At 51.7% G+C, this 21,262-nt stretch carries 17 protein-coding genes; 15 read left to right on the plus strand and 2 right to left on the minus strand.

Features of this window, described 5'->3' with window-relative positions; genetic code table 11:
• Nucleotides 1-8: 8 nt before the first annotated feature.
• On the minus strand, nucleotides 9-911 hold the full coding sequence (locus tag JQN73_RS16610) for a LysR family transcriptional regulator (protein WP_205319940.1): 903 nt from the start codon (nucleotides 909-911) through the stop codon (nucleotides 9-11).
• A gap of 143 nt (nucleotides 912-1,054) precedes the next feature.
• Here JQN73_RS16610 and JQN73_RS16615 point away from each other — a divergent pair, with 143 nt between their 5' ends.
• A complete protein-coding gene (locus JQN73_RS16615) occupies nucleotides 1,055-3,307 on the plus strand; it encodes an indolepyruvate ferredoxin oxidoreductase subunit alpha (protein WP_205319941.1) in 2,253 nt (750 codons plus the stop codon).
• Nucleotides 3,300-4,880 carry an indolepyruvate oxidoreductase subunit beta family protein gene (locus tag JQN73_RS16620; protein ID WP_205319942.1) on the plus strand — a complete coding sequence of 527 codons (1,581 nt, stop codon included), beginning with the start codon at nucleotides 3,300-3,302 and terminating at the stop codon, nucleotides 4,878-4,880. The genes JQN73_RS16615 and JQN73_RS16620 overlap by 8 nt, the downstream gene beginning before the upstream one ends.
• A gap of 21 nt (nucleotides 4,881-4,901) precedes the next feature.
• On the opposite strand, the gene JQN73_RS16625 is transcribed toward JQN73_RS16620, so the two are convergent.
• Nucleotides 4,902-5,636, minus strand: a complete 735-nt coding sequence (locus JQN73_RS16625; protein ID WP_205319943.1) for a Crp/Fnr family transcriptional regulator — start codon at nucleotides 5,634-5,636, stop codon at nucleotides 4,902-4,904.
• Nucleotides 5,637-5,897: 261 nt separating this feature from the next.
• Between JQN73_RS16625 and JQN73_RS16630 the strand changes: the two genes are divergently transcribed.
• The 13 genes from JQN73_RS16630 (at nucleotide 5,898) to JQN73_RS16690 (ending at nucleotide 21,259) form a co-directional block, all read left to right on the plus strand.
• Complete coding sequence (locus JQN73_RS16630; protein WP_205319944.1) at nucleotides 5,898-7,031, plus strand: aminotransferase class V-fold PLP-dependent enzyme; 1,134 nt, start codon at nucleotides 5,898-5,900, stop codon at nucleotides 7,029-7,031.
• On the plus strand, nucleotides 7,024-7,632 hold the full coding sequence (locus JQN73_RS16635; protein ID WP_205319945.1) for a YitT family protein: 609 nt from the start codon (nucleotides 7,024-7,026) through the stop codon (nucleotides 7,630-7,632). Before JQN73_RS16630 ends, JQN73_RS16635 begins: the two co-directional genes overlap by 8 nt.
• Nucleotides 7,633-7,780: 148 nt before the next feature.
• On the plus strand, nucleotides 7,781-8,800 hold the full coding sequence (locus tag JQN73_RS16640) for a CDGSH iron-sulfur domain-containing protein (protein ID WP_240162302.1): 1,020 nt from the start codon (nucleotides 7,781-7,783) through the stop codon (nucleotides 8,798-8,800).
• 96 nt (nucleotides 8,801-8,896) lie between these two features.
• Nucleotides 8,897-10,066, plus strand: a complete 1,170-nt coding sequence (argE, locus tag JQN73_RS16645) for an acetylornithine deacetylase (protein WP_205319948.1) — start codon at nucleotides 8,897-8,899, stop codon at nucleotides 10,064-10,066.
• 124 nt (nucleotides 10,067-10,190) lie between these two features.
• Nucleotides 10,191-11,414, plus strand: a complete 1,224-nt coding sequence (locus tag JQN73_RS16650) for an MFS transporter (protein ID WP_240162586.1) — start codon at nucleotides 10,191-10,193, stop codon at nucleotides 11,412-11,414.
• 141 nt (nucleotides 11,415-11,555) lie between these two features.
• Entirely contained in the window at nucleotides 11,556-12,638 is a 1,083-nt protein-coding gene (locus JQN73_RS16655; RefSeq protein ID WP_205319952.1) for a porin, read from the plus strand.
• A 135-nt stretch (nucleotides 12,639-12,773) separates the two neighbouring features.
• Nucleotides 12,774-14,186, plus strand: a complete 1,413-nt coding sequence (locus JQN73_RS16660; protein WP_240162303.1) for an amino acid permease — start codon at nucleotides 12,774-12,776, stop codon at nucleotides 14,184-14,186.
• Nucleotides 14,187-14,457: 271 nt separating this feature from the next.
• The gene (locus JQN73_RS16665; protein WP_205319956.1) at nucleotides 14,458-15,246 is read left to right on the plus strand and encodes a cyclase family protein; all 789 of its coding nucleotides are present in this window, start codon (nucleotides 14,458-14,460) and stop codon (nucleotides 15,244-15,246) included.
• 104 nt (nucleotides 15,247-15,350) lie between these two features.
• Nucleotides 15,351-16,343 carry a porin gene (locus JQN73_RS16670; RefSeq protein WP_205319958.1) on the plus strand — a complete coding sequence of 331 codons (993 nt, stop codon included), beginning with the start codon at nucleotides 15,351-15,353 and terminating at the stop codon, nucleotides 16,341-16,343.
• A 199-nt stretch (nucleotides 16,344-16,542) separates the two neighbouring features.
• Complete coding sequence (locus tag JQN73_RS16675; RefSeq protein WP_205319960.1) at nucleotides 16,543-18,948, plus strand: bifunctional salicylyl-CoA 5-hydroxylase/oxidoreductase; 2,406 nt, start codon at nucleotides 16,543-16,545, stop codon at nucleotides 18,946-18,948.
• Between the two features lie 2 nt (nucleotides 18,949-18,950).
• Entirely contained in the window at nucleotides 18,951-19,745 is a 795-nt protein-coding gene (locus JQN73_RS16680; RefSeq protein WP_205319962.1) for an SDR family NAD(P)-dependent oxidoreductase, read from the plus strand.
• A 114-nt stretch (nucleotides 19,746-19,859) separates the two neighbouring features.
• Entirely contained in the window at nucleotides 19,860-20,396 is a 537-nt protein-coding gene (locus tag JQN73_RS16685; RefSeq protein WP_205319964.1) for a MarR family winged helix-turn-helix transcriptional regulator, read from the plus strand.
• A gap of 8 nt (nucleotides 20,397-20,404) precedes the next feature.
• On the plus strand, nucleotides 20,405-21,259 hold the full coding sequence (locus tag JQN73_RS16690) for an enoyl-CoA hydratase family protein (RefSeq protein ID WP_205319966.1): 855 nt from the start codon (nucleotides 20,405-20,407) through the stop codon (nucleotides 21,257-21,259).
• Nucleotides 21,260-21,262: the final 3 nt, after the last annotated feature.

Genomic DNA, 21,262 nt, shown 5'->3' on the forward strand with positions numbered 1-21,262 from the left:
AAATCTCATCATTCGGCGAGTACCTCCATCAACAATTGACGGAACCAGCGATTCGCGTCGCTCTCTTCGAAGTTCTCATGCCAGTGCAAGGTTACTTCAACTTCGGGGACCGTAACCGGAAGCTCAAATAGGGAAAAATTTCCAGAGCCGTTGAAGTACTCAGCGGCGCGGCGCGGCAGCGTCAGCGCCCATCCGGTGCTTTTCAAGATACCCGGTACCGCGCTGAAATGCGGAATCTGCAACGCGATCTTTCGGTGTATTTTTTGCTGACGCAAAAAATCTTCGATCATGCGGTGACTATGTTCTGTCGACGCGACAAAAACATGCGAAAACGCGACGTATTCGTCGAGCAACAGTTTTTGTTTGGTCACGCCGGGCCGCTTGCTTGTCATACAGACATAAGCCTCATGAAACAGCGGTGCATAGCGTGTCGATGTTTTCAACGTCGGGATGTTGCCGATAGCGGCATCAAGGCGGCCGTTACGCAGTGCTTCCTCAATTTGCGGTTGCGGCAACTGAACCACTTCTAACCGGATGCCCGGTGCGGCCATGTGAAGCTTTTCGCACACCGGTGGCAGAAACACCATTTCTCCTATGTCTGACAGCGCCAGGTGAAAAGTCCTTGTGCTCTGCGCGGGAATAAAACGTTCGGCGTGACGCAGGGCTTCTTGCGCTGCGGACATGACCCGGCGCACCGGGGCGCGCAGTTCCAGTGCGGTGGACGTCGGTAGCATCGCGTTGCCAGTGCGAACAAACAGCGGGTCGTTAAACAACGTCCTGAGTCGCCCTAGAGCGTAACTCACTGCCGGCTGCGAGAGCCCGAGGCGATTTCCGGCCAAGGTCAGGCTGCCTTCTTCCGTGATGGCGTGTAAAACCCGAAGCAGGTTCAGATCAATATCGAGGATATCCATGGGACTTATTCCGCAACCAAAGTTTGTCTATTTGACTTATATCATATGGTGCAACTAAACTTAAAGCATTAAATTCGGGACGTGATGCGGCTTGCGCGAAGTCATTACGCATCCCTCCGAAGCTAACTATAGGTGGAGACGGCATGGCAGAAAGATCATTCAAGAAGGAAGTTCAAAAACTTCGTGCGGGACAAGGAGAGGTGTTCACGGGAGAGGGCATTCTCGCTGTCACGAAGGCTCTTTTACAGTCGGGCGTGTCTTACGTTGCCGGTTATCAAGGAGCACCTATTTCGCATTTAATGGATGTGCTGGCCGATGCCAGCGATATTCTCGAAGAGCTCGGCGTACATTTCGAAAGCAGTGCCAGTGAGGCGACGGCAGCGGCAACGTTAGCTGCTTCGGTTAATTATCCTCTTCGCGGTGCGATCACCTTCAAGGCAACGGCGGGCACTAATGTGGCATCAGATCCGTTGTCGAACCTTGCTTCCGGTGGCGTCACAGGTGGTGCATTGATTATCGTCGGTGAAGATTATGGCGAGGGCTCAAGCATCATGCAGGAGCGCTCCCATGCCTTTGCGATGAAATCGCAAATTTGGCTACTGGACCCGCGCCCGAATCTGCCGTCGATTGTGCGTGCGGTCGAGAAAAGTTTTGAGTTGTCGGAGGCCAGCAACACGCCGGTAATGTTGCAGATGCGCATACGCGCCTGTCACATGCACGGCCATTTCATTGCCCGTGACAATGTGCGGCCATCGTTTTCACTGGCGAACGCTATGGATAACCCATCGCGCGACGTTAGTCGTATAGTGCTGCCGCCTGCCAGTTTTGTGCACGAAGATGAAAAAATTAACAAGCGCTGGCCAGCGGCAGTCGAATTCATTCGTCGTGAACAACTAAACGAACTCTTCGGCGATACCGGCGTTGACCACGGACTGATCGTGCAGGGAGGGATGTATAACACGGTCATCCGTGCGCTACAACTGGTGGGATTGGCTGACGTGGAGGGTAAGACGGAGGTGCCGCTATATGTCATGAATGTGGCTTATCCGCTGATTGACGACGAGTTGCGCGGCTTTTGTGAAGGCAAGCAGGCGGTGCTCATGATAGAGGAAGGGCAACCTGAATTCATCGAGCATGCGGTCAACACCAGTCTGCGTCGCGTGGATTTACAGACCCGCGTACATGGAAAGGATCTGTTGCCGCGCGTAGGTGAATATACGACCACTGTGGTGTTAAGGGCCTTGCTGAAATTTTTTGACCTATATCGTCCAGCATTCGCCGTTCGTGAGCGACTGTCCGACGGTATGCGTGCTGCGCTGATGCCGCGTCCGGTCATCATTCCGGTGCGCCTCGCCGCTGCAGCCGAATTAACTTCTGCTGCGATGGTAATAAAAAGCGTGGTGCCCGTTGCCGGGATATCTGTTGCTGAGTTGTCAACGGCAGTGATGGATGTACATCCGCGACCACCATCGTTCTGTACCGGCTGTCCGGAGCGCCCCATCTTCACTGCAATGAAACTGGTCGAGCGCGAAATCGGTCCGCATCACATCAGTTGTGATATCGGATGTCACCTGTTCTCCATCCTGCCGCCATTCAATCTGGGTGCCACCACCATGGGCTATGGCCTTGGCTGGGCTGGCGCATCGGCCTTCAATTCGAGTGAGGCGACACGACGTACCATCAGCATTATGGGCGATGGTGGTTTTTGGCACAACGGATTAACGAGCGGGGTCGGCAATGCAGTTTTCAACAAGACCGATAACGTGCTTGTCATCATCGACAACGGCTATTCCGCGGCAACCGGCGGGCAGGATATTCTGTCCTCGAAGGCGGGCAATGCGAACCGCGTTACCAATATGCCTATTGAAAAAGCTGTGCGTGGCATTGGCGTCGAATGGGTACGTACCGTCACAAATACGTACGACATTTCGAAGATGCGCGACACGTTGCGCGATGCATTGACCAGCAAAGTACGGGGACCAAAAGTCATCATTGCTCAGTCTGAATGCATGCTCAACAAGCAACGGCGCATCAAGCCATTGTTGCGTAAGTTGGCCAGCGAAGGTCGACGTGTGGTGCGCGAGCGGTTTGGCGTGGATTCTGATACTTGCACCGGTGATCACTCATGCATACGCTTGTCGGGATGTCCCTCATTGTCAGTCAAGGATAATCCCGACCCATTACGTCGTGACCCGGTTGCCACCGTACTCGATAGTTGTGTCGGTTGTGGTGTATGCGGAGAAGTCGCGCATGCCGCAGTGTTGTGTCCGTCGTTCTACCGTGCGCAAATCATCAGTAACCCTACATTCTTCGACAAATTGACAACGCGGGTAGCGGCCGCGGTGATAGGTTATTTGCAGCGACGTCTGGCGATCAGGGAGTTAAGTTATGCATGAAAGTAAATTTACATCCGCTAGCTTCCCCCGGTCAGGCGGCAAGGCGCCCGGCACCCACATTCGGCCTCTCGGTATCGCTATCCTGGCCATGGGCGGTGAGGGCGGCGGCGTGCTCGCCGATTGGATTGTCGACCTTGCAGAGCATGAAGGTTATCCGGCGCAAAGCACTTCGGTCCCGGGAGTGGCGCAGCGTACTGGCACAACCATCTACTACGTGGAATTTTTGCCACAAGCCGCGGATTTGAACGGTCATAGTGTTGCACCTGTACTGTCGCTGATGCCTGTGCCAGGCGATGTGGATATTGTGATTGCATCCGAATTAATGGAAATGGGACGTGCCGTTCAGCGTGGCCTGGTCAGCGCTAGTAAGACGACATTGATCGCCTCCACCAATCGTGTCTATTCAATCATTGAAAAGAGCGCAATGGGTGATGGTCGCGTGGACGCTCTGCCATTCATCGAGGCCGCGCGCGCCGCTGCAAAGCGTTTCGTGTGCGGTGATTTCGCCATACTGGCGGAGAAAAGCGGCAGCGTCATTAGCGCCGCGTTGTTTGGGGCTTTGTCCGGAACCGGCGCATTACCTTTCTCCCGGGACAAGTTCGAGCAAGCCATTCGTCGTGCCGGCGTCGGTGTCGAAAGCAGCCTGATGGCATTCGATGCCGGTTTTGAACTGGCGCAAACAATCCCTCTTGAAAGTGTAACGGCCGTCATCCCTGCCGCAGTTGATCGAACCCGATCTCTCCTTAACGTATTGGATGCGCGTATTGCTGCGGAGTTTCCGTTGGTCGCCGCGACTGTGTTGAAAGCTGGTGTACGGCGTTTAGCCGACTATCAGAGCCTTGCGTATGCCGAGTTATACCTCAAGCGGCTGACGATCGTTCGCGATCTTGACACCAAAAGCGACGCACAACTTTTGATCGAAACCGCACGTTACCTCGCACTGTGGATGTCATATGAGGATACGGTGCGGGTGGCGGATTTGAAAATTCGCGCAACCCGTTTTCAGCGTGTCAACAAGGAAGTCAAAGTCAAGCCCGACCAGTTGCTGCACATCAACGAATATTTTCACCCGCGCGTTGATGAGATTGCTGACACCTTGCCTCCGTGGTTGGGCAAGATGCTGATGCGTCCGGGGCATTTGCGAGGATGGGTCGAACGCATGACGTCAAAAGGGCGAGTGGTGCGCACCACATCGCTATCCGGATTTCTGTTGCTGTACGGGGTCGCATCCCTTCGTAGCTGGCGTCCCAAATCGCTGCGCTATCAACGTGAACACGCAGAGATGAACAATTGGTTAGCCCATATCGAGCACCACGCCAGCGCGCAATATGCGTTAGCGGTAGAAATAGCCGAATGTCAGCGCCTGGTAAAGGGATACGGAGATACCCATGCGCGGGGCATGCGTAATTTCAAATTGATCGAAGGGTTGCTGCCGCAGCTGGCAGGTAAAGATGAAGGCGTCAACCGCATACGTCAGCTACGAGAGGCAGCGCTCAAGGATGAGGAGGGAACGCAACTTGCAGCGTTGCTGCGCGACTGGAATTTGTCGAGTATGCCAACGTCAATGCGCTAAGCTGCTGTCTGAGTTAAAAAATTATTCCGTTTCAACGGCAAGAGTGGTGAGACGCTTCGGATCAATAATCACGATGTTGCGGCCCTCACGGGTGATGACGTGCTGGTCTTCCAGCATGCTAAATATATTCGAGACACTGACGCGCGAAATACTGCAGACGTTGGCCATCTCCTGTTGCGTGAAGACGATACGAATAACGAGTCCGCCACGATGAGGAGAGCTATAACCATGCATCAATCCCAGTAAGTGATAACACACGCGCTGCGTCGCTGAACTTGCACTTAGTAAGGCATAGTGCTGCAACATAATCCTAAAGCGCACATCTATCAGCGCCAGGTATTGGCGCATAACGGTTGGATGGCGCTGAACGGCCTGCAGCATGGTGTCCCCCGCAACTTCGAAGATCGTGGCCTCGGAAGAAGCAATCGCGGAACACTGATGGCGTCCAACAGAGAAAAGTCCGCAATCTCCTACCAGGCCATTGCTACCGATTACGGCAAGATGCTGCTCTTTACCGTCGGGGGAGTAAGTAACCAGACGAATGCGGCCACTTTCGACAATATAGACGGTGTTGGTTGGCTGCCCTTCCAGAAACAAAATTTCTTCTTTTTTGGCCACTCGTTCCCGGCCACGTTGTTTGATCTCAGACCAGTCGTAATCCAGATCAGTCAACCAAATTGAGACAAACTGGTGCTGCGGTGTTGCTAACGCCGGCGCCGAGAGATTGAATGCGTTATGTTTCTTATTCGCTATCACAATTTTCTCTTTCACAGTAATACACACCAAGATTAACGAACTGCAAAATGATCAGCACAACTACCCCCGCATAGCTTTTTTTTGCCTTGCATGGACATCGTCAGACAGCGTCAGGCAACAGCGGAGTTATCTAAACTCAAAAGAAATTCGAGTAATTTATTATTTTTAATTATTCGCATGAATATGTAAAGCGCTTTACATACTTTTCATAAAGTCGTTGCTAAGATCAATCCCATAGTATTTGACACCTAAAGGATCGCAATGACATTCTGCTTCGAAAAAGAGCGCGCACTTTTCCCCATTTTAACGCGCAAGGCACAGCTCTCAAGTTGCTCGCAAAGTGCATTGTCGGAACCGGTTGCAACGGCGATCAGAGACTACACGACATCTTGGCTGGAACAAGGTATGGACTGGGTCGGTTGGGTAACAGAGGTTGACGGAGCGAAAGCAGAATTTGCCCGATTGATCAACGCCGATCCGAGTGATATCGCGGTCATGTCCTGCGTATCCGATATCACGTCATCGATCGGCAGTGCATTCGAATTTACCGGCGACAAGAACGAAGTCGTTGTGGCGGACATCGATTTCCCATCACTCGGCCACGTCTGGCTGGCACATGAACGCAAAGGCGCAAAAGTAAAGTTCGTGCCGGACAATGGCAAAAATTGCATCGATCTGGAGGCTTACCGCGAGGCGATCAATGAACGTACGAGATTAGTGTCGATCTCTCATGTTTCGTATTACAACGGTTTCAAGCAGGATATTCAGGCTATTGCAGCTCTAGCGCATTCGCATGACGCGCTCATTTACGTAGATGCTTACCAGTCAGTCGGGTCAATGCAAATCGATGTGGTGCGCGATGAAATTGACCTGCTGGCTTGTGGTGCGCAAAAATTCTTGCTTGGTTGCCCGGGGATTGCATTTTTATATGTCCGTCGCGATTTAGCAAAAAAATTCCAGCCGAGTAATACAGGGTGGTTTGGTCGTGTTAATCCTTTCGCGTTTGATATACGGCATCTTGATTATGCGGACGGCGCACGACGGTTTGATACAGGAACCGCTCCAATGATCAATGCTTGCGCTGCACGCGCCGGTATGCAATTACTCAACAGCCTGAACATGGCAGATGTGGAGTCCCATCTGCGTTTCTTGTCTGACATCGCGCTACAGGAAGCAAAAAGTAAAGGCTTGCGTATTGCCAGCCCGCTGGATGTGAACCTTAAAGGAGCAACTACGGCGATCTATATTCATGATGCCCAGACGGTCGAGCGCAAGATGGCTAACGATGGCTTCATCGTATCGGCACGCAATGACGTTATTCGTGTCGCTCCGCATTTTTATAACACCGAACAAGAAGTCGCCGCGGCCATGAATGCGCTTGCCAGATATGCCTAGACAGGACGCCCCGCTGATCGAGTGGGTACAACTTGCCATGGTCGCGTTGGGTGCCGCAATAATTGCTATTAATTACCAGTTATTGCTCAAGCCCAATCAGCTCATGCCTCCCGGATTTGGAGGGGTGGTGGCGCTGATTTCGGACTGGCTCAGACAACCTATCGGCCTGGTGAATGTTATCGCCAACCTGCCGTTATTTTTTATTGGTTTTCGGTTCGTCGGATTGCGGTTCTTATTGCTTTGCCTGGTCGGAGCCGGTGCCATGTCGCTGTTTCTGTATGTGTTCGAATCGGTGCCGGGTATTCACAGTTGGGTGTTAGCGACCGTGGTCGGAGGCGTGGTCAATGGCGCTGCGGTTGCTCTGGTGTTGCTGTTTCATGGCGCCACTGGTGGTCTGGATATCGTTTGCGTCATATTGGCAAAGTTATTTCCACGGTTCAGTATCGGGCGCCTCATGTTTTCTATTAACTTGATCATTGTTTGTATCGCCGGATGGTCATTAGGTATAGCCAGTTTCCTTGGTTCGGTCATTTCCATGTATTTGGCAGGCCGGACGATCGATATCGTCATGCAGTCGCGCCAGGCCAAAGTGCTGCAATAAAATTCTACCGGGCAGATCGTCGGCAAGTTAAAAGCGTCATGCCTTTGCCACATAACCCGAACACGGTGCACGTCGAATTCTGACATGAGAGACAAAAAATATGAATCAAGATAAGTTACCGATTGCAGTCCAGTTCAAACCCTATTATGTGGAATTGGAAGCGGGTAAAAGCTATCTATGGTGCAGCTGCGGTAAAAGCCAGACCCAGCCTTTTTGTGATGGCTCCCACAAAGGTAGCGGATTGATGCCGATGCGATACGTTGCAAAATTCGCCGGTGAAGAGGTATTGTTTTGTGGATGCAAGCAAAGTAAAAATAAGCCATTTTGTGACGGAACACACAACAGTCTTATTACCAGGTACGCCGATGACGATCCGCTTAGTACATCCAATCGCTTGATACCACAGATAGCGGCGGAAGCAGATGGCAAGGCGCGCCTTGATGGAAATTGCCTAGTGTGCGATATGCGGTCCACCGCACCCCTTTTAACAACGGATTTTTCTTGTGTCGAGATAGTGGGAAGTGCTGATGGCGCTGTCCATCAGTCCCTTTTTCTGGTGGAAATCGGTTCTGTGGAAAGCCCCTCAATGACGTTTGGTGAGTGTGAGGTTGTGCTGACAGTGGTCTCCGGTGGAGGCACTATTGTGATCTCCGGTCTCCCATTCGAGATTAATAAAGACACCGGTATCTACATCAGGCCGAACGAAGTCTTTTCTTTTCAATGCGAAACGGCGGAAAGTTTGCGTTGCTTTACGTCGGTCTCACCCTTGTTTACCGGAGCTCCCGCGTTTGTACCGATGCGCAATAACTTCGACGAAAGGCATCCCGAACGGATTGCCCGGATTGATCCGGCACAGCGCCAGGTGATGGCTGAGCGGTTCTTTCAGATGATGGTGGATGGGCGCCACGGCTCTGAAATTATTACCCAGTTCATCGGCGAGATTCCGCTATCAAAAGCTGCTCCACATCGCCATTTGTACGAGGAGGTGTTAATGGTGATGCGGGGTAGCGGCATGATGTGGACCGAAAACGTAAAAACAATTGTGAATACAGGTGACATCATTTTCCTACCTCGCAAACAACTGCATTCCCTGGAAAGCACCGATCCGGAAGGGATGCTGGTGGCGGGCGTGATTTGCCCTGGAAATAATCCTTCCATTAATTATTAACTTTCCTCTTACTGAGAATTTTTAGACAAGTATTCATGAAATACCTGGCGCTGACGATCGTCGCGGTGTCAATGTTTAGTTCACGAGGTGTTAACAATGAAAACAGTTCTACAGCCGCAACAGACAACGATTGATTGCTTAAAACAACTCATTTCTTTCGACACGACAAGTCGAAATTCCAATCTGGCATTGATCGATTGGACGAAATCTTATCTTGAAAACCTGGGTGCAAGTATTCGGCTCGATTTTAATAAAGAGCGTAATAAGGCAAATCTGATTGCCACCTTTGGTGAAGGTCCGGGTGGCATTGTTTTATCGGGACACACGGATGTTGTTCCGGTTGATGGCCAGCTGTGGAGCTCTGATCCATTTTGTGCAGAAATCCGGGGCGAAAAATTATACGGGCGCGGCAGTGTTGACATGAAAGGTTTCATTAGCGTTGTTCTTGGTTCAGCACGGATGATGGCGACATCTTCTTTAAAGACACCTATTCATATCGCTCTGACATACGATGAAGAGGCCGGATGCCTCGGAATTCCAGGGTTGCTTAAAGACCTTGCGACGGCAGGAATTAAACCAACCGGATGCATTGTCGGAGAGCCGACTGAGATGAAAATGGTCGCAGCGCATAAAGGCGGCCGTATTTATCGATGCCAGGTGCATGGTAAATCTGCGCACTCGTCGTTGACGCCGCATGGTGTGAATGCGATCGAATATGCCGCGCGAATCATCACTTTTATTCAGGATCTGGCGTGGCGCGAAGAGGAGCACGGCCTGAAAATAGATGGATTCGATGTCCCCTTTTCAACTTTGTCGACCAACATAATTTCCGGCGGGAGTGGGAAGAATATTATTCCCGCTGATTGTGAATTCTTTTTCGAATACCGCTACCTGCCGGGTGTTCAGGCCGGCAGCTTCATGGAAAGCATTGGCCGCTATGTGGCGGAACAGGTAGAGCCACGCATGAAAAAAAATGATCCGGAAGCGCACGTTAGCTTCGAGTGTGTAGGGGAAATTCCCGCGCTTGAGGCTAAAGAAAACGAGGAAATATTTCAATTGGTCCAATCGCTATTGAGGCCGCATCAGCCGGGCAAAGTAGCGTATGGCACTGAGGCATCTTTTTTTCAGGAAGTCGGCGTGCCTAGCGTCGTTTGTGGACCCGGAAGAATAAACGAGGCACATAAGCCGGACGAGTTCGTGTCGCTTGAACAGTTATATCAGTGTGAAAGGTTTATTCAAAACTTAATTTTAAAAATGGGTAATTGACCTGATAAAAATAACTTAAAGATAAGAGGTGGGGATGCGAACCTATTCAAATTACAGAGACAAATCGGTCGTGAGTGATGCAGAAAATGCGCTATATAGAAAAATAACGTGGCGCTTGATGCCAATGCTATTTTTCTGTTACATCGTCTCCTATATTGACCGCATAAATATTAGCTTTGCCAAGTTACAAATGCTCGACGATTTGCATTTCAGTTCAGCAGCGTACGGTTTGGGCGCGGGGATCTTTTTCGTCGGATTTTTTATTTTCGAATTGCCCAGTAACCTGATGTTGTATCGGTTTGGTGTTCGGGTTTGGATTGCGCGAATAATGGTGACGTGGGGTGTACTTTGCTCCGGCATGATGTTCATCAAGACGCCGGAAGCATTCTACATAATGCGTTTCCTTTTTGGCGCCGCAGAAGCCGGATTTCTTCCGGGCGTTGTCTATTATGTGGCGCAATGGTACCCCCGCGAGCGCCACGGACGCATCATATCGCTTCTGATTACCGGAGCCGTTGTTGGTGGAATTCTTGGCGGCCCTTTTGCCGGCGTGATAATGGACACCTTTATGGATGTTGCCGGACTCCGTAACTGGCAGTGGTTATTTTTGCTCACGGGAATTCCGGCAGTGGCATTGGGAGTTGCATTTTACTTTTTGATGCCCAATAAGCCTTCTGACCTTAAAGGTCTGAACGAGATAGAACGCACTCTTCTCAAAAATAATCTGGATGCCGACAATGCAAAAGCAGATCATCAGCGTAGCAAGATTTTTGATGCACTGAAAGAATCAAAAGTATGGTTATTGGGGCTAGTAGCTCTAACTGTCAATTTAGGCATTTATGGGGTCGTGTTCTGGACCCCCACCATCATTAAAGAGGCTGGTTTCAAGAGCTACACCACTATTGGTCTCATTTCCACCCTTCCATACGTGGCGGCGGGAATGGCAATGTTATTCCTCGGATATAGCTCGGATCGCTGGCGTGAGCGCCGCTGGCATATTGCTTTTGCGTGCATCGTTGGCGCGGCCGGAATGCTAATAAGTATCGAATTCAAGGCAGTTCCGATGCTATCAATTCTTGGAGTCATTGTTGCGACGGCTGGATTTATCGGATCAACTCCCCTAGTTTGGGCCTTTGCGTCGAATTTTATTAAAGATAAGGCAGCGGCAGCCGGTTTCGCAATTATCAATTCCATGGGGGCGATAGGTGGATTCAGTGGTCCGTATCTTATGGGAATGGCGAAGGACTACACCGGTAACACAGATGCGGCACTTTACGTGATGGTCTCGTTCGCCCTGTTAGGCAGCTTGATCGTATTGTTTTTGCCGCGACCAGGACCTGCCCGGTAAGGCGCCAAGCACTTTTTCCGGCTACCGAATTGGTGCTGCATTAAATCTACTTCCCGTCACTCTCCGTTAGTGCAAAAAAATGAGATTCAGGAAGTCTTACTATCAAAAAAATCATAAATCTTGATAAGTTGAGAAGAAATCATGAAAAGCAAATATGCCACATTGGCGATGATCAGCTCCATGGCGGGAGTCTCTAGCGTCGCCAGCGCACAGCTGAGCAACATCACCATATACGGAATCATCGATGCTGGCATCGACCGGGTCAGTAATGCGGGAGCAGGCCATTCGAACCTGATTCTCAATACCGGGATCATGCAGGGTAACCGCCTGGGTTTCAAAGGTACGGAAGATCTGGGAAGCGGGACCCAGATGATATTCGACTTGGAAAATGGTTTTTCACTTGATAACGGGGCTATGGGGCAGGGTGGATTCCTGTTCGGCCGCCAGGCTTGGGTTGGGTTAACAGACCAGGCGTTAGGCACGTTGTTGGTCGGGCGCCAATATGATTTCATGACGGATCTTGAAGCATTTTATACAGCGACCTGGGGCGCGGGCGGTTACGCAAATCATCCTCTCGATAACGACCGTATGAGCGGGCAGCGCGTCAATAATTCGGTGAAATACTTGTCACCGGTCTATAGCGGGCTGCAATTCGGTGCAATGGTCGGACTCTCGGAAAGCGCCGGAAACTTTAATGGCACGAATCGCACTTACAGCTTCGATGCTATCTATACCAATGGACCGTTCAGCATGGGAGCCGCATACACAGACGTTAGCGGCCAGACGCTTGACATCGCGCCGATCGTTGGTTCGGTGTCGGCGGTGAATGTGGGCGGCGACTATCAACAGGTCTGGGGCAGCGGCGCAAAATACTCGTTTAGCAAGGTGACGATCTATGGTGCGTATTCGCAGGCGACCTACGCTGGCTCTTTGCCTGCACAGTACGCTAAATTTCACAATTATGATTTCGGTTTCGCGTACGCGCCGACGGAAGTCAACGTGTATGCCGTCGGCTACACCTACACGACGCTATCAGGGGGAAACAAATACGGCCAGCTTAACCTGAACGCTGATCACTTTTTATCCAAGCGCACCGATATTTACGTACAGGCAATTATCCAGCAGGCGACAAGCGCCGGTGCCACCGCCGATATCATCAGCATGCCCGGATCATCCGGAAGCAGCCAAATAATTTACCGCGTCGGTATGCGGACCAAATTCTGACATATTTCTGCAGTATAAAAGGCCTCGGCATTACCGGTGAAAAAAAAGCGACATCGGGTTTTGAATTTATAAAAAATAAATCCATGGGCAAAAGCCATGGTGCGTAACAGAAAATCTAAAATATATGGAGATGACATGAACACCGATAAGGACATTATCGCCCGAGAGCAAGGATTGCAGCGCAAGCTGACACAACGCCAATTAACCATGATCGGGTTAGGTGGTGCGATTGGGACGGGCCTCTTCATGGGGAGCGGAATAGCGATTGGTTATGCCGGTCCCGGGGTACTGATCAGTTATCTGATTGCGGCCCTGATTGCCGTCATCATGATGTGGAGCCTGTCCGAAATGGCAGTAGCGCATCCTACCGCTGGCTCGTTCGGCACCTATGCCGAATTGTATTTGAATCGGTGGTTTGGCTTTGTGGTTCGGTACACATACTGGGCTGCACAATCGATTGCAATCGGCAGTGAGGCTGTGGCAATCGGGCTCTACATGTCGCTCTGGTTTCCGGGAATACCTTTGTGGTATTGGACCGCAGGGTTCGGCGCTGCGATCATTTACGTCAACACCCGTTCAGTCTCTAGTTTCGGTAGTCTGGAATATTGGCTCTCCACCATTAAAGTATTTGCGATCTGTACATTTATCCTGTTCGGTCTGGCGCTGGTTTTCGGTATCGGACATACGCCAGTCGGCTTTCATAATTACACTGCCAATCAGGGCTTTTTACCTCACGGATTCAGCGGGGTGTGGATGGGCGTATTGATGGCGATCTTTTCATTCTATGGTATTGAGATTATCGCCGTTACCGCAGGGGAAGCAGAGAATCCACAAGAGGCGGTGCCGAGAGCCATGCGTACCATGATCTTGCGCTTGTTTCTCTTTTATGTCCTGTCAATAGGCATCATGTTAGCGGTTGTGCCTTGGGCCGATGCCGGTGCCAAAGGCGTAGCGCAGAGTCCGTTCGTGAAAGTGTTTTCCAACTACCACTTTTTATACGCAGCGGCCGCGATGAATTTCGTGTTGATCACAGCCGCGCTCTCTAGCATGAATGCCAATTTGTATCTGTGCTCACGCATGATATTTTCATTGGCCCGAGGCGGATTTGCCCCTAAGACGCTTGGGCAATTGAGCTCACATGGCACACCACGCAAAGCGACGCTGGTATCAAGCATTGGTGTATTGATTGCAGCAGTCACCAGCATGGTCAGCCCTATTGCATACAATTATTTATTCGGCATAGCACTGGGCGGCGGGATCCTGGTTTGGCTGATTATCTTGCTTAGTCACCTATCCTTCAGAAAGCGCTGGGTCAGCCAAGGCGGCGCAAAGCTGTCGTTTCGCTCCCCTTGGTTTCCATGGGCACAGTACGTCGGTATTTTCTTGTTGGTGGCGGTACTCGTGACCATGGGACTGGACAAGGATTTTTGGAACGTCGGTATCATTTCCGGTTCGATCTGGGTAGTTTTTCTGACGCTCGTGTATTTCTGGCGGGAGCGTATCGGGCGGAACCTCGCAGCCAGGGAGCAGGAAGGAAGCATGACCTGAGCGGAGGCCGGGCGTAGCGGTCACCTGGGTAGTCACAGGACGCCCGCCGGTTCTCTCCCAGAGCGTAGATAGAAGGCTACGTGCAAACACTACGTACGCCATCCATGCGCGGTTTTTGACTATTTCTGAAATTGAAGTGAACGGTTGCGAACGATGCAATGTTAGCGGAGCTTCGTCCTTTTCTTTTCGGGGCACCCAATTAAAGAGTTATCACAGAAAATCTGGGAGTGCGCTGCTCAGCAATACACCTCAGATCCAACTTGGAGTAAGCATGAGTACCAACCTGTTAATGCAGTTCGCGCAAGCCATCGCAACGAAAACAATTCGTGTCATTGATCTTACGCAAACTTTAGAACCTACGACGCCGATCCTGCCGCTACCTCCGGAGTTCGGTCAGTCATGGCCATTCAAGATCGAAGAAATCTCCAGATACGACGACAGAGGTCCCGCATGGTATTGGAATAATTTTTCTTGTGGCGAACATACCGGAACGCACTTTGATGCGCCCATTCATTGGGTGAGCGGCAAGGATCACGCCCACAATGCGACGGACACGATCGCTGTCGACCAATTCATTGCGCCTGCCTGTGTGATCGATGTAGTGCAAGAGGTAAAAGACAATCCCGACTTTTTGCTCACGCAGAAACATGTCGAGGCCTGGGAACAAGAGCACGGCAGAATTCCGGAAGGTTCTTGGGTATTGATGCGCACCGACTGGAGTAAGCGCAAAGGCGCCAAAGATTATCTGAACATGGATGAGGGTGGCTCCCATGTTCCGGGGCCGCATGCGGACCTGGTGCAGTTCCTGGTCAGGGAGCGCAATGTGATCGGCTGGGGCGGGGAAAGTGTCGGTACTGATGCAGGGCAAGCCTTCACGTCCACGCCACCATTTCCATGTCATTGCATCATGCACGGAGCGAACCGTTTCGGTTTAGCAAGTCTGACTAATTTGGACCAATTGCCAGCCACCGGTGCGGTTCTGATCACGCCACCGCTAAAGATCGTTAATGGATCAGGCAGCCCATGCAGGGTGTTGGCGCTGGTGTCTTCAGCAACTTAAAAAAGCCCGATGCCCATCACCGGCCCCAACGCGCGCTTAGGTCCCTTCCTGATGCGTGCAAGCAGCCGGCTTACTGGCGTAACACCTAATTTATGAGGTATTAGATGAAAAGAATTCTGATCGCACTGGCGGCCCTTAGCGTAGTTGCCAGCGCAGTACAAGCGCAATCGCAATCGTCCGTCACCATCTACGGTAAGGTGGATCTGGGTCTTACAAAATTTGCTGGTGACAGCGCTAACGTCAATAATGCCGTGCAGATGCAACAAAACCACCAAAGTCGGGTCGGCTTCATGGGGGTCGAAGACCTGGGTGGTGGTTTGTCTGCGCTATTTCAAATGGAAAACCGATTTACGGCCGACGATGGCGTACAAAATGGCGGGATGGAGAGTACAGGCCCTTATCTGGTTGGTCTGAAAGGTAGTTTTGGGACGGTGAAACTAGGCCGTAACTGGAATACCATTGGCAATGCAGATTCGCCTTCAGTCGATCCGTTCGAAGGAGATGGAATAGGCGGCCTGAATGCGCTGACCCTTCCGCGCCTCAATAATACGGTTACGTATTATTCACCGGCCGTACATGGCTTCGGTATCGAAACGCAATATATTTTTTCGGAGCAACCCACTTCTCATATCGCCAATCAATACAACGACGGTTATACGGTTGCCGGTAGTTACGATAATGGACCGATCCACCTCAGCGCAGGTTATGGCGAAGCTGCCAATTCAAATAACTCGGTCAATTGGGGCGCTGCCGGTACTTATATCATTGGCGCGGCTAAAATTATTATCGCCTATGACCAGTATGACGACAAGACCGCGGCCAATCTACCTGTGAGCACAAACTTCATTGTCGCCACTACCTATGCAATCGGTAATGGTCTGATCAAAGCTGCTTATAACCAGACCAAATACGGTGGAGATAACACTATCACCAATACCGGCCTGCACCAGAAATTCCAAAAAGTGGCAATCGGCTATCAACACAAGCTATCCAAACGCACGTCCTTGTATGCAGACATTGCACGTACCAAATTTACTGACCCTGGAATCAGCAACGCAGTCACGGGTGTTGGTGCTGGTATTACACAAAGCTTTTAATTTCGTGAAATATTTGTGCCTGGCTTTATTACTTTAAACGGCTAACCCATCTCAAGAAGTTTTCGGCTGATGTCCCTGGCCGAAGACGTAAGAATTTTTCGTATGGATCAAATGCTCAGGCAAACCATCCTGTGTTCCAGGGATACGCAGCAAGAATGTTTAAATTGAATCATTTCAAGCAACCGAACAAGGAGTCACAATGAAGATCGTCTGTATTGGAGGTGGTCCCGCGGGCCTGTATTTCAGCCTGCTAATGAAGAAACAAAATCCGGCGCACGAGATCACGGTAATCGAACGTAATCGTCCTTTCGACACCTTTGGCTGGGGCGTGGTGTTTTCGGATCAGACGCTGAGCAATCTGGTGAATGCTGATGAAAAAACCGCGCGCACAATTTTGCAATCCTTCAATCACTGGGATGATATTGATGTCCATTTCAAAGGACGTGTCATTACCTCTGGCGGACATGGCTTTTGCGGCATCGGCCGCAAACGCCTGCTCAATATCCTGCAAGAGCGCTGTTTGGAACTGGACGTCAAGCTCGTGTTCGAAACAGACGTCTCCGATGATCAGCAGATTGCCGTTGATTATGATGCCGATCTGGTGATTGCCTGTGATGGACTTAATAGCAAGGTGCGCACGCGTTATCAGAATACCTATCAGCCTGATATCGAAACGCGCAAATGCCGCTTTGTTTGGCTGGGAACGAAAAAATTGTTCCCTGCATTTACCTTTGCCTTTGAACAGACTGAGCACGGCTGGTTCCAGGCCCACGCCTACCAGTACGACGGCGATACAGCCACTTTCATTATCGAGACGCCGGAAGACGTATGGCGCAAGAGTGGCCTCGACAAAATGAGCCAGGATGAGTCCATCGCGTTCTGCGAAAAACTGTTTGCCAAACAGCTTGACGGCAATTGTTTGATGAGTAATGCCAGGCACCTTACGGGGGCCGCGATATGGATCAATTTCCCACGGATCATCTGTGGCGAATGGGTGCATTGGAATGATATTCAAGGCAAGCGCGTGCCGGTGGTGCTGATGGGCGACGCTGCACATACCGCGCATTTTTCGATAGGCTCCGGCACCAAGCTGGCGTTGGAAGACGCCATCGAACTGGCACGCTGTTTCAACCTGCACGCAGACGCTGGCATGGAACACGTGATGGCCACTTATCAAGAAGTGCGCGCAATCGAAGTGTTAAAAATTCAAAGCGCGGCGCGCAATTCGATGGAGTGGTTCGAAAACGTGGACCGCTATACCAACATGAGCCCTGAACAATTTGCTTATTCAATGCTCACCCGTAGCCAGCGCTTGTCGCACGAAAATCTGCGGGTACGCGATAAAGGCTATATCGCACGGTACGAGAACTGGATTGCAAAACAGGCTTGGGCGAGCGCGGATTTGACCGTCGCCGATGACGATGTCCGACATCAACCTGCGGTGCCACCGATGCTCACCCCGTTCAAGCTACGCGGCATGACCCTCAAAAATCGTATCGTGGTGTCACCGATGGCCCAATACTCTGCGCTTGAGGGTGTGGCCGGCGATTACCATTTGGTCCATCTTGGCAGCCGTGCGATGGGCGGCGCGGGCCTGGTGTTTGCGGAGATGACCTGTGTGTCGGCGGACGCCCGTATCACGCCAGGTTGCCCCGGTCTGTACACGCCAGAACATACGCAAGCATGGCAACGCATCGTGGCATTCTTTCATACCAATTCGGATGCCAAAATTGCTGTGCAGCTGGGTCACGCCGGGCCCAAAGGCTCGACGCGACTGGCATGGGAGGGGATTGACCAACCGCTGGAGAGCGGCAATTGGCCATTGATTGCCGCGTCTTCGCAACAATATGTTGAGGGCGTATCACAAATAGCGCGTGCAGCGACGCGTGAAGATATGGACCGCATCCTGGCCGATTTTGTGCGCGCTACAGAAGAGGCTACCAAAGCTGGCTTCGACTGGCTCGAACTACATTGCGCGCACGGGTACTTACTCTCAGCCTTTATTTCACCACTCACCAATCACCGCACCGATGAATATGGCGGCTCCCTGGAAAATCGCTGCCGTTACCCGCTCGAAGTGTTTTCCGCGATCCGTGCGGTGTGGCCGCAAGAGCGGCCGATCAGCGTCCGGATTTCGGCCCACGATTGGGTCGAAGGCGGGATCACGCCGGATGATGCGGTAGCCATCGCGAGGTTGTTTAAACAAGCTGGTGCAGACATGATGGACTGTTCTTCCGGGCAGGTCAGCAAGAAAGAAAAGCCTGTCTATGGCCGGATGTTCCAGACGCCGTTTTCTGATCGTATCCGCAATGAGGCGGGGATTGCGACTATCGCCGTTGGCGCTATTTTCGAAGCGGACCATGCCAATAGCATCATCGCCGCGGGCCGGGCCGACTTGTGTGCGGTGGCACGTCCGCATTTGGCTAACCCTGCATGGACTCACACCGAAGCGGCAAAAATCGGTTATTCGGGAATGAAATGGCCTCGGCAATATTACGCTGCAAAATTGCAAATGGAGCGCAATTTCGAACGGGATAAACAAGTCGCAGCGGCGAATGCAGGAATGACACCGCAACAGGTTGCGGCAAAACTGCTGGAGGGCTGAGGATGATTTCTGACAAACTGCTTACCGGAAAACACGCGCTTGTGACGGGTGGCAGCCGCGGTATAGGGGCTGCGATTGCGCGGACGTTGTTGTCGCAGGGCGCATGCGTGACATTGCTAGGGCGCAATAAAGAAAGCCTGTGCGGGACCGTTCAAGCCCTCAAAGGACTCGGTGGATCCGGCTATGAGCTCAATTATGTCGTGGCCGATATCACCTCCTCAGCGTCGGTAATGGCTGCATTTGCGCAGGCTGTTGACGTTTTTGGCTGTATCCATATTTTGGTCAACAACGCGGGACAGGCCCATTCAGCGCCGTTCGCTAAAACGGATGAGGTTTTGTGGCAACAAATGTTGTCGGTCAATCTTACCGGAACGTTCCATTGCACCCAGGCAGCACTCCCATCCATGCTGGAGGCGGGTTGGGGCCGGATAGTCAATGTCGTTAGTACCGCCGGGCTTGTTGGATACAGCTACGTAGCAGCATATTGCGCAGCCAAGCACGGTGTGATCGGTTTGACACGTGCGCTGGCGCTGGAGCTGGCGACCAAGGGAATCACGGTGAATGCCGTTTGTCCCGGTTATACCGAAACCGATATCGTCAAAGATGCGGTCGCCAATATCGTCGCCAAAACCCAACTCAGTGAAGATCAGGCAAAGGCCGAACTTGCCGCACACAACCCGCAGAAACGGCTGGTGGAACCCGACGAGGTTGCGAATGCCGTTGCGTGGCTTTGTTTGCCAGGCTCCGCTGCAATGAACGGACAAGCGCTGGCGGTGGCCGGCGGTGAAGTAATGTAGATCCATTTTTTAAATCGACATGGTGAACCCCGACAGTCAATGGGCCGCATGATTGATAAATGGCGTAAAGGATTAAGTATGACAAGAAAACCGATCAGGACGCAGGACCTGAAAATGACCAGCAAGACCGTCACTAAAGCGCCTGTGCTGCAATCGCAATCGGCGCAGATATTCGATATGGAAACGCGTTTGACCAAGGGCGACCATTTGCCCTTGCGGCTATGGTTGCGGATGCTGTCTTGCACTGCATTGATTGAGGGAGAAATCCGGAGTCGTTTGCGCGCGGAATTCGGCATCACCTTGCCGCGTTTTGATTTGATGGCGCAACTGGAGCGGCATCCGGATGGCTTGCGCATGGGGGAACTGTCGAAACGGATGATGGTCACCGGGGGCAATATCACCGGGATTACCGATCAATTGGAGCAGGAAGGTCTGGTCACACGGGTTCCGGATACAAAGGATCGTCGCGCTTATAGCGTCAAACTTACCATTGAAGGCCGTCGTGCCTTCAGGCGCATGGCGTCGGTCCACGAGCGCTGGATTGCGGAACTGCTCAGTGGTATCGACGGCCCGGATAAAGAACAATTGATCGCAATACTGTCGCAAGTGAAGCAACATTTAAATAACCCCGATCCTGAACATCAGAAATAAGGAAAAATATGCGCTATTTACCAGGTGAGGCACAGAGTCTGCCCGGCAACACGACCGTTTTATCGGATTATCAGGCACGATATTTTCGTTTCGATGTAAAGGAGGGCGTAGCGACTTTGACGCTCAACCGTCCTGAACGGAAGAATCCGCTAACCTTCGATTCGTATAGCGAATTGCGGGACCTGTTCCGTAATCTGGCCTACGCGGCCGACGTGAAAGCAGTCGTGATCGTCGGCGCCGGCGAGAATTTCTGCTCCGGCGGTGACGTGCATGACATCATCGGACCGCTCACCAAACTCGACATGCCAGGTCTGCTGACCTTTACACGGATGACCGGTGATCTGGTGAAGGCAATACGTGCCTGTCCGCAGCCGATCATCGCAGCGATAGATGGCATTTGCGCCGGCGCCGGAGCTTTGCTGGCGCTGGCTTCCGACATCCGCTTTGGCACTGAGCGCAGCAAAACTGCATTTCTGTTTTCGCGTGTTGGACTGGCTGGTTGCGATATGGGGGCGTGCGCGCTATTGCCGCGTGTGATCGGTCAGGGACGGGCGGCAGAATTGCTGTACACCGGGCGAAGCATGGGAGGGCAGGAGGCGGAGCGCTGGGGATTCTTTAACCGTCTTTGCATGCCGGAAGCGATATTGACCGATGCCCAGACATTCGCCCATGCACTGGCACACGGGCCGACATTTGCCCATGGCATGACAAAAAAAATGCTACAGCAGGAATGGAACATGGGGGTGGACGAAGCCATCGAAGCGGAGGCGCAGGCCCAAGCCATCTGTATGGCTACCAATGATTTTCATCGTGCTTATCATGCCTTTGTCGCCAAACAAAAACCTGTATTCGAAGGGGATTAAAAA

Origin of the sequence: Glaciimonas sp. PAMC28666 (assembly GCF_016917355.1) — a bacterium.
Taxonomy (GTDB): domain Bacteria; phylum Pseudomonadota; class Gammaproteobacteria; order Burkholderiales; family Burkholderiaceae_D; genus Glaciimonas.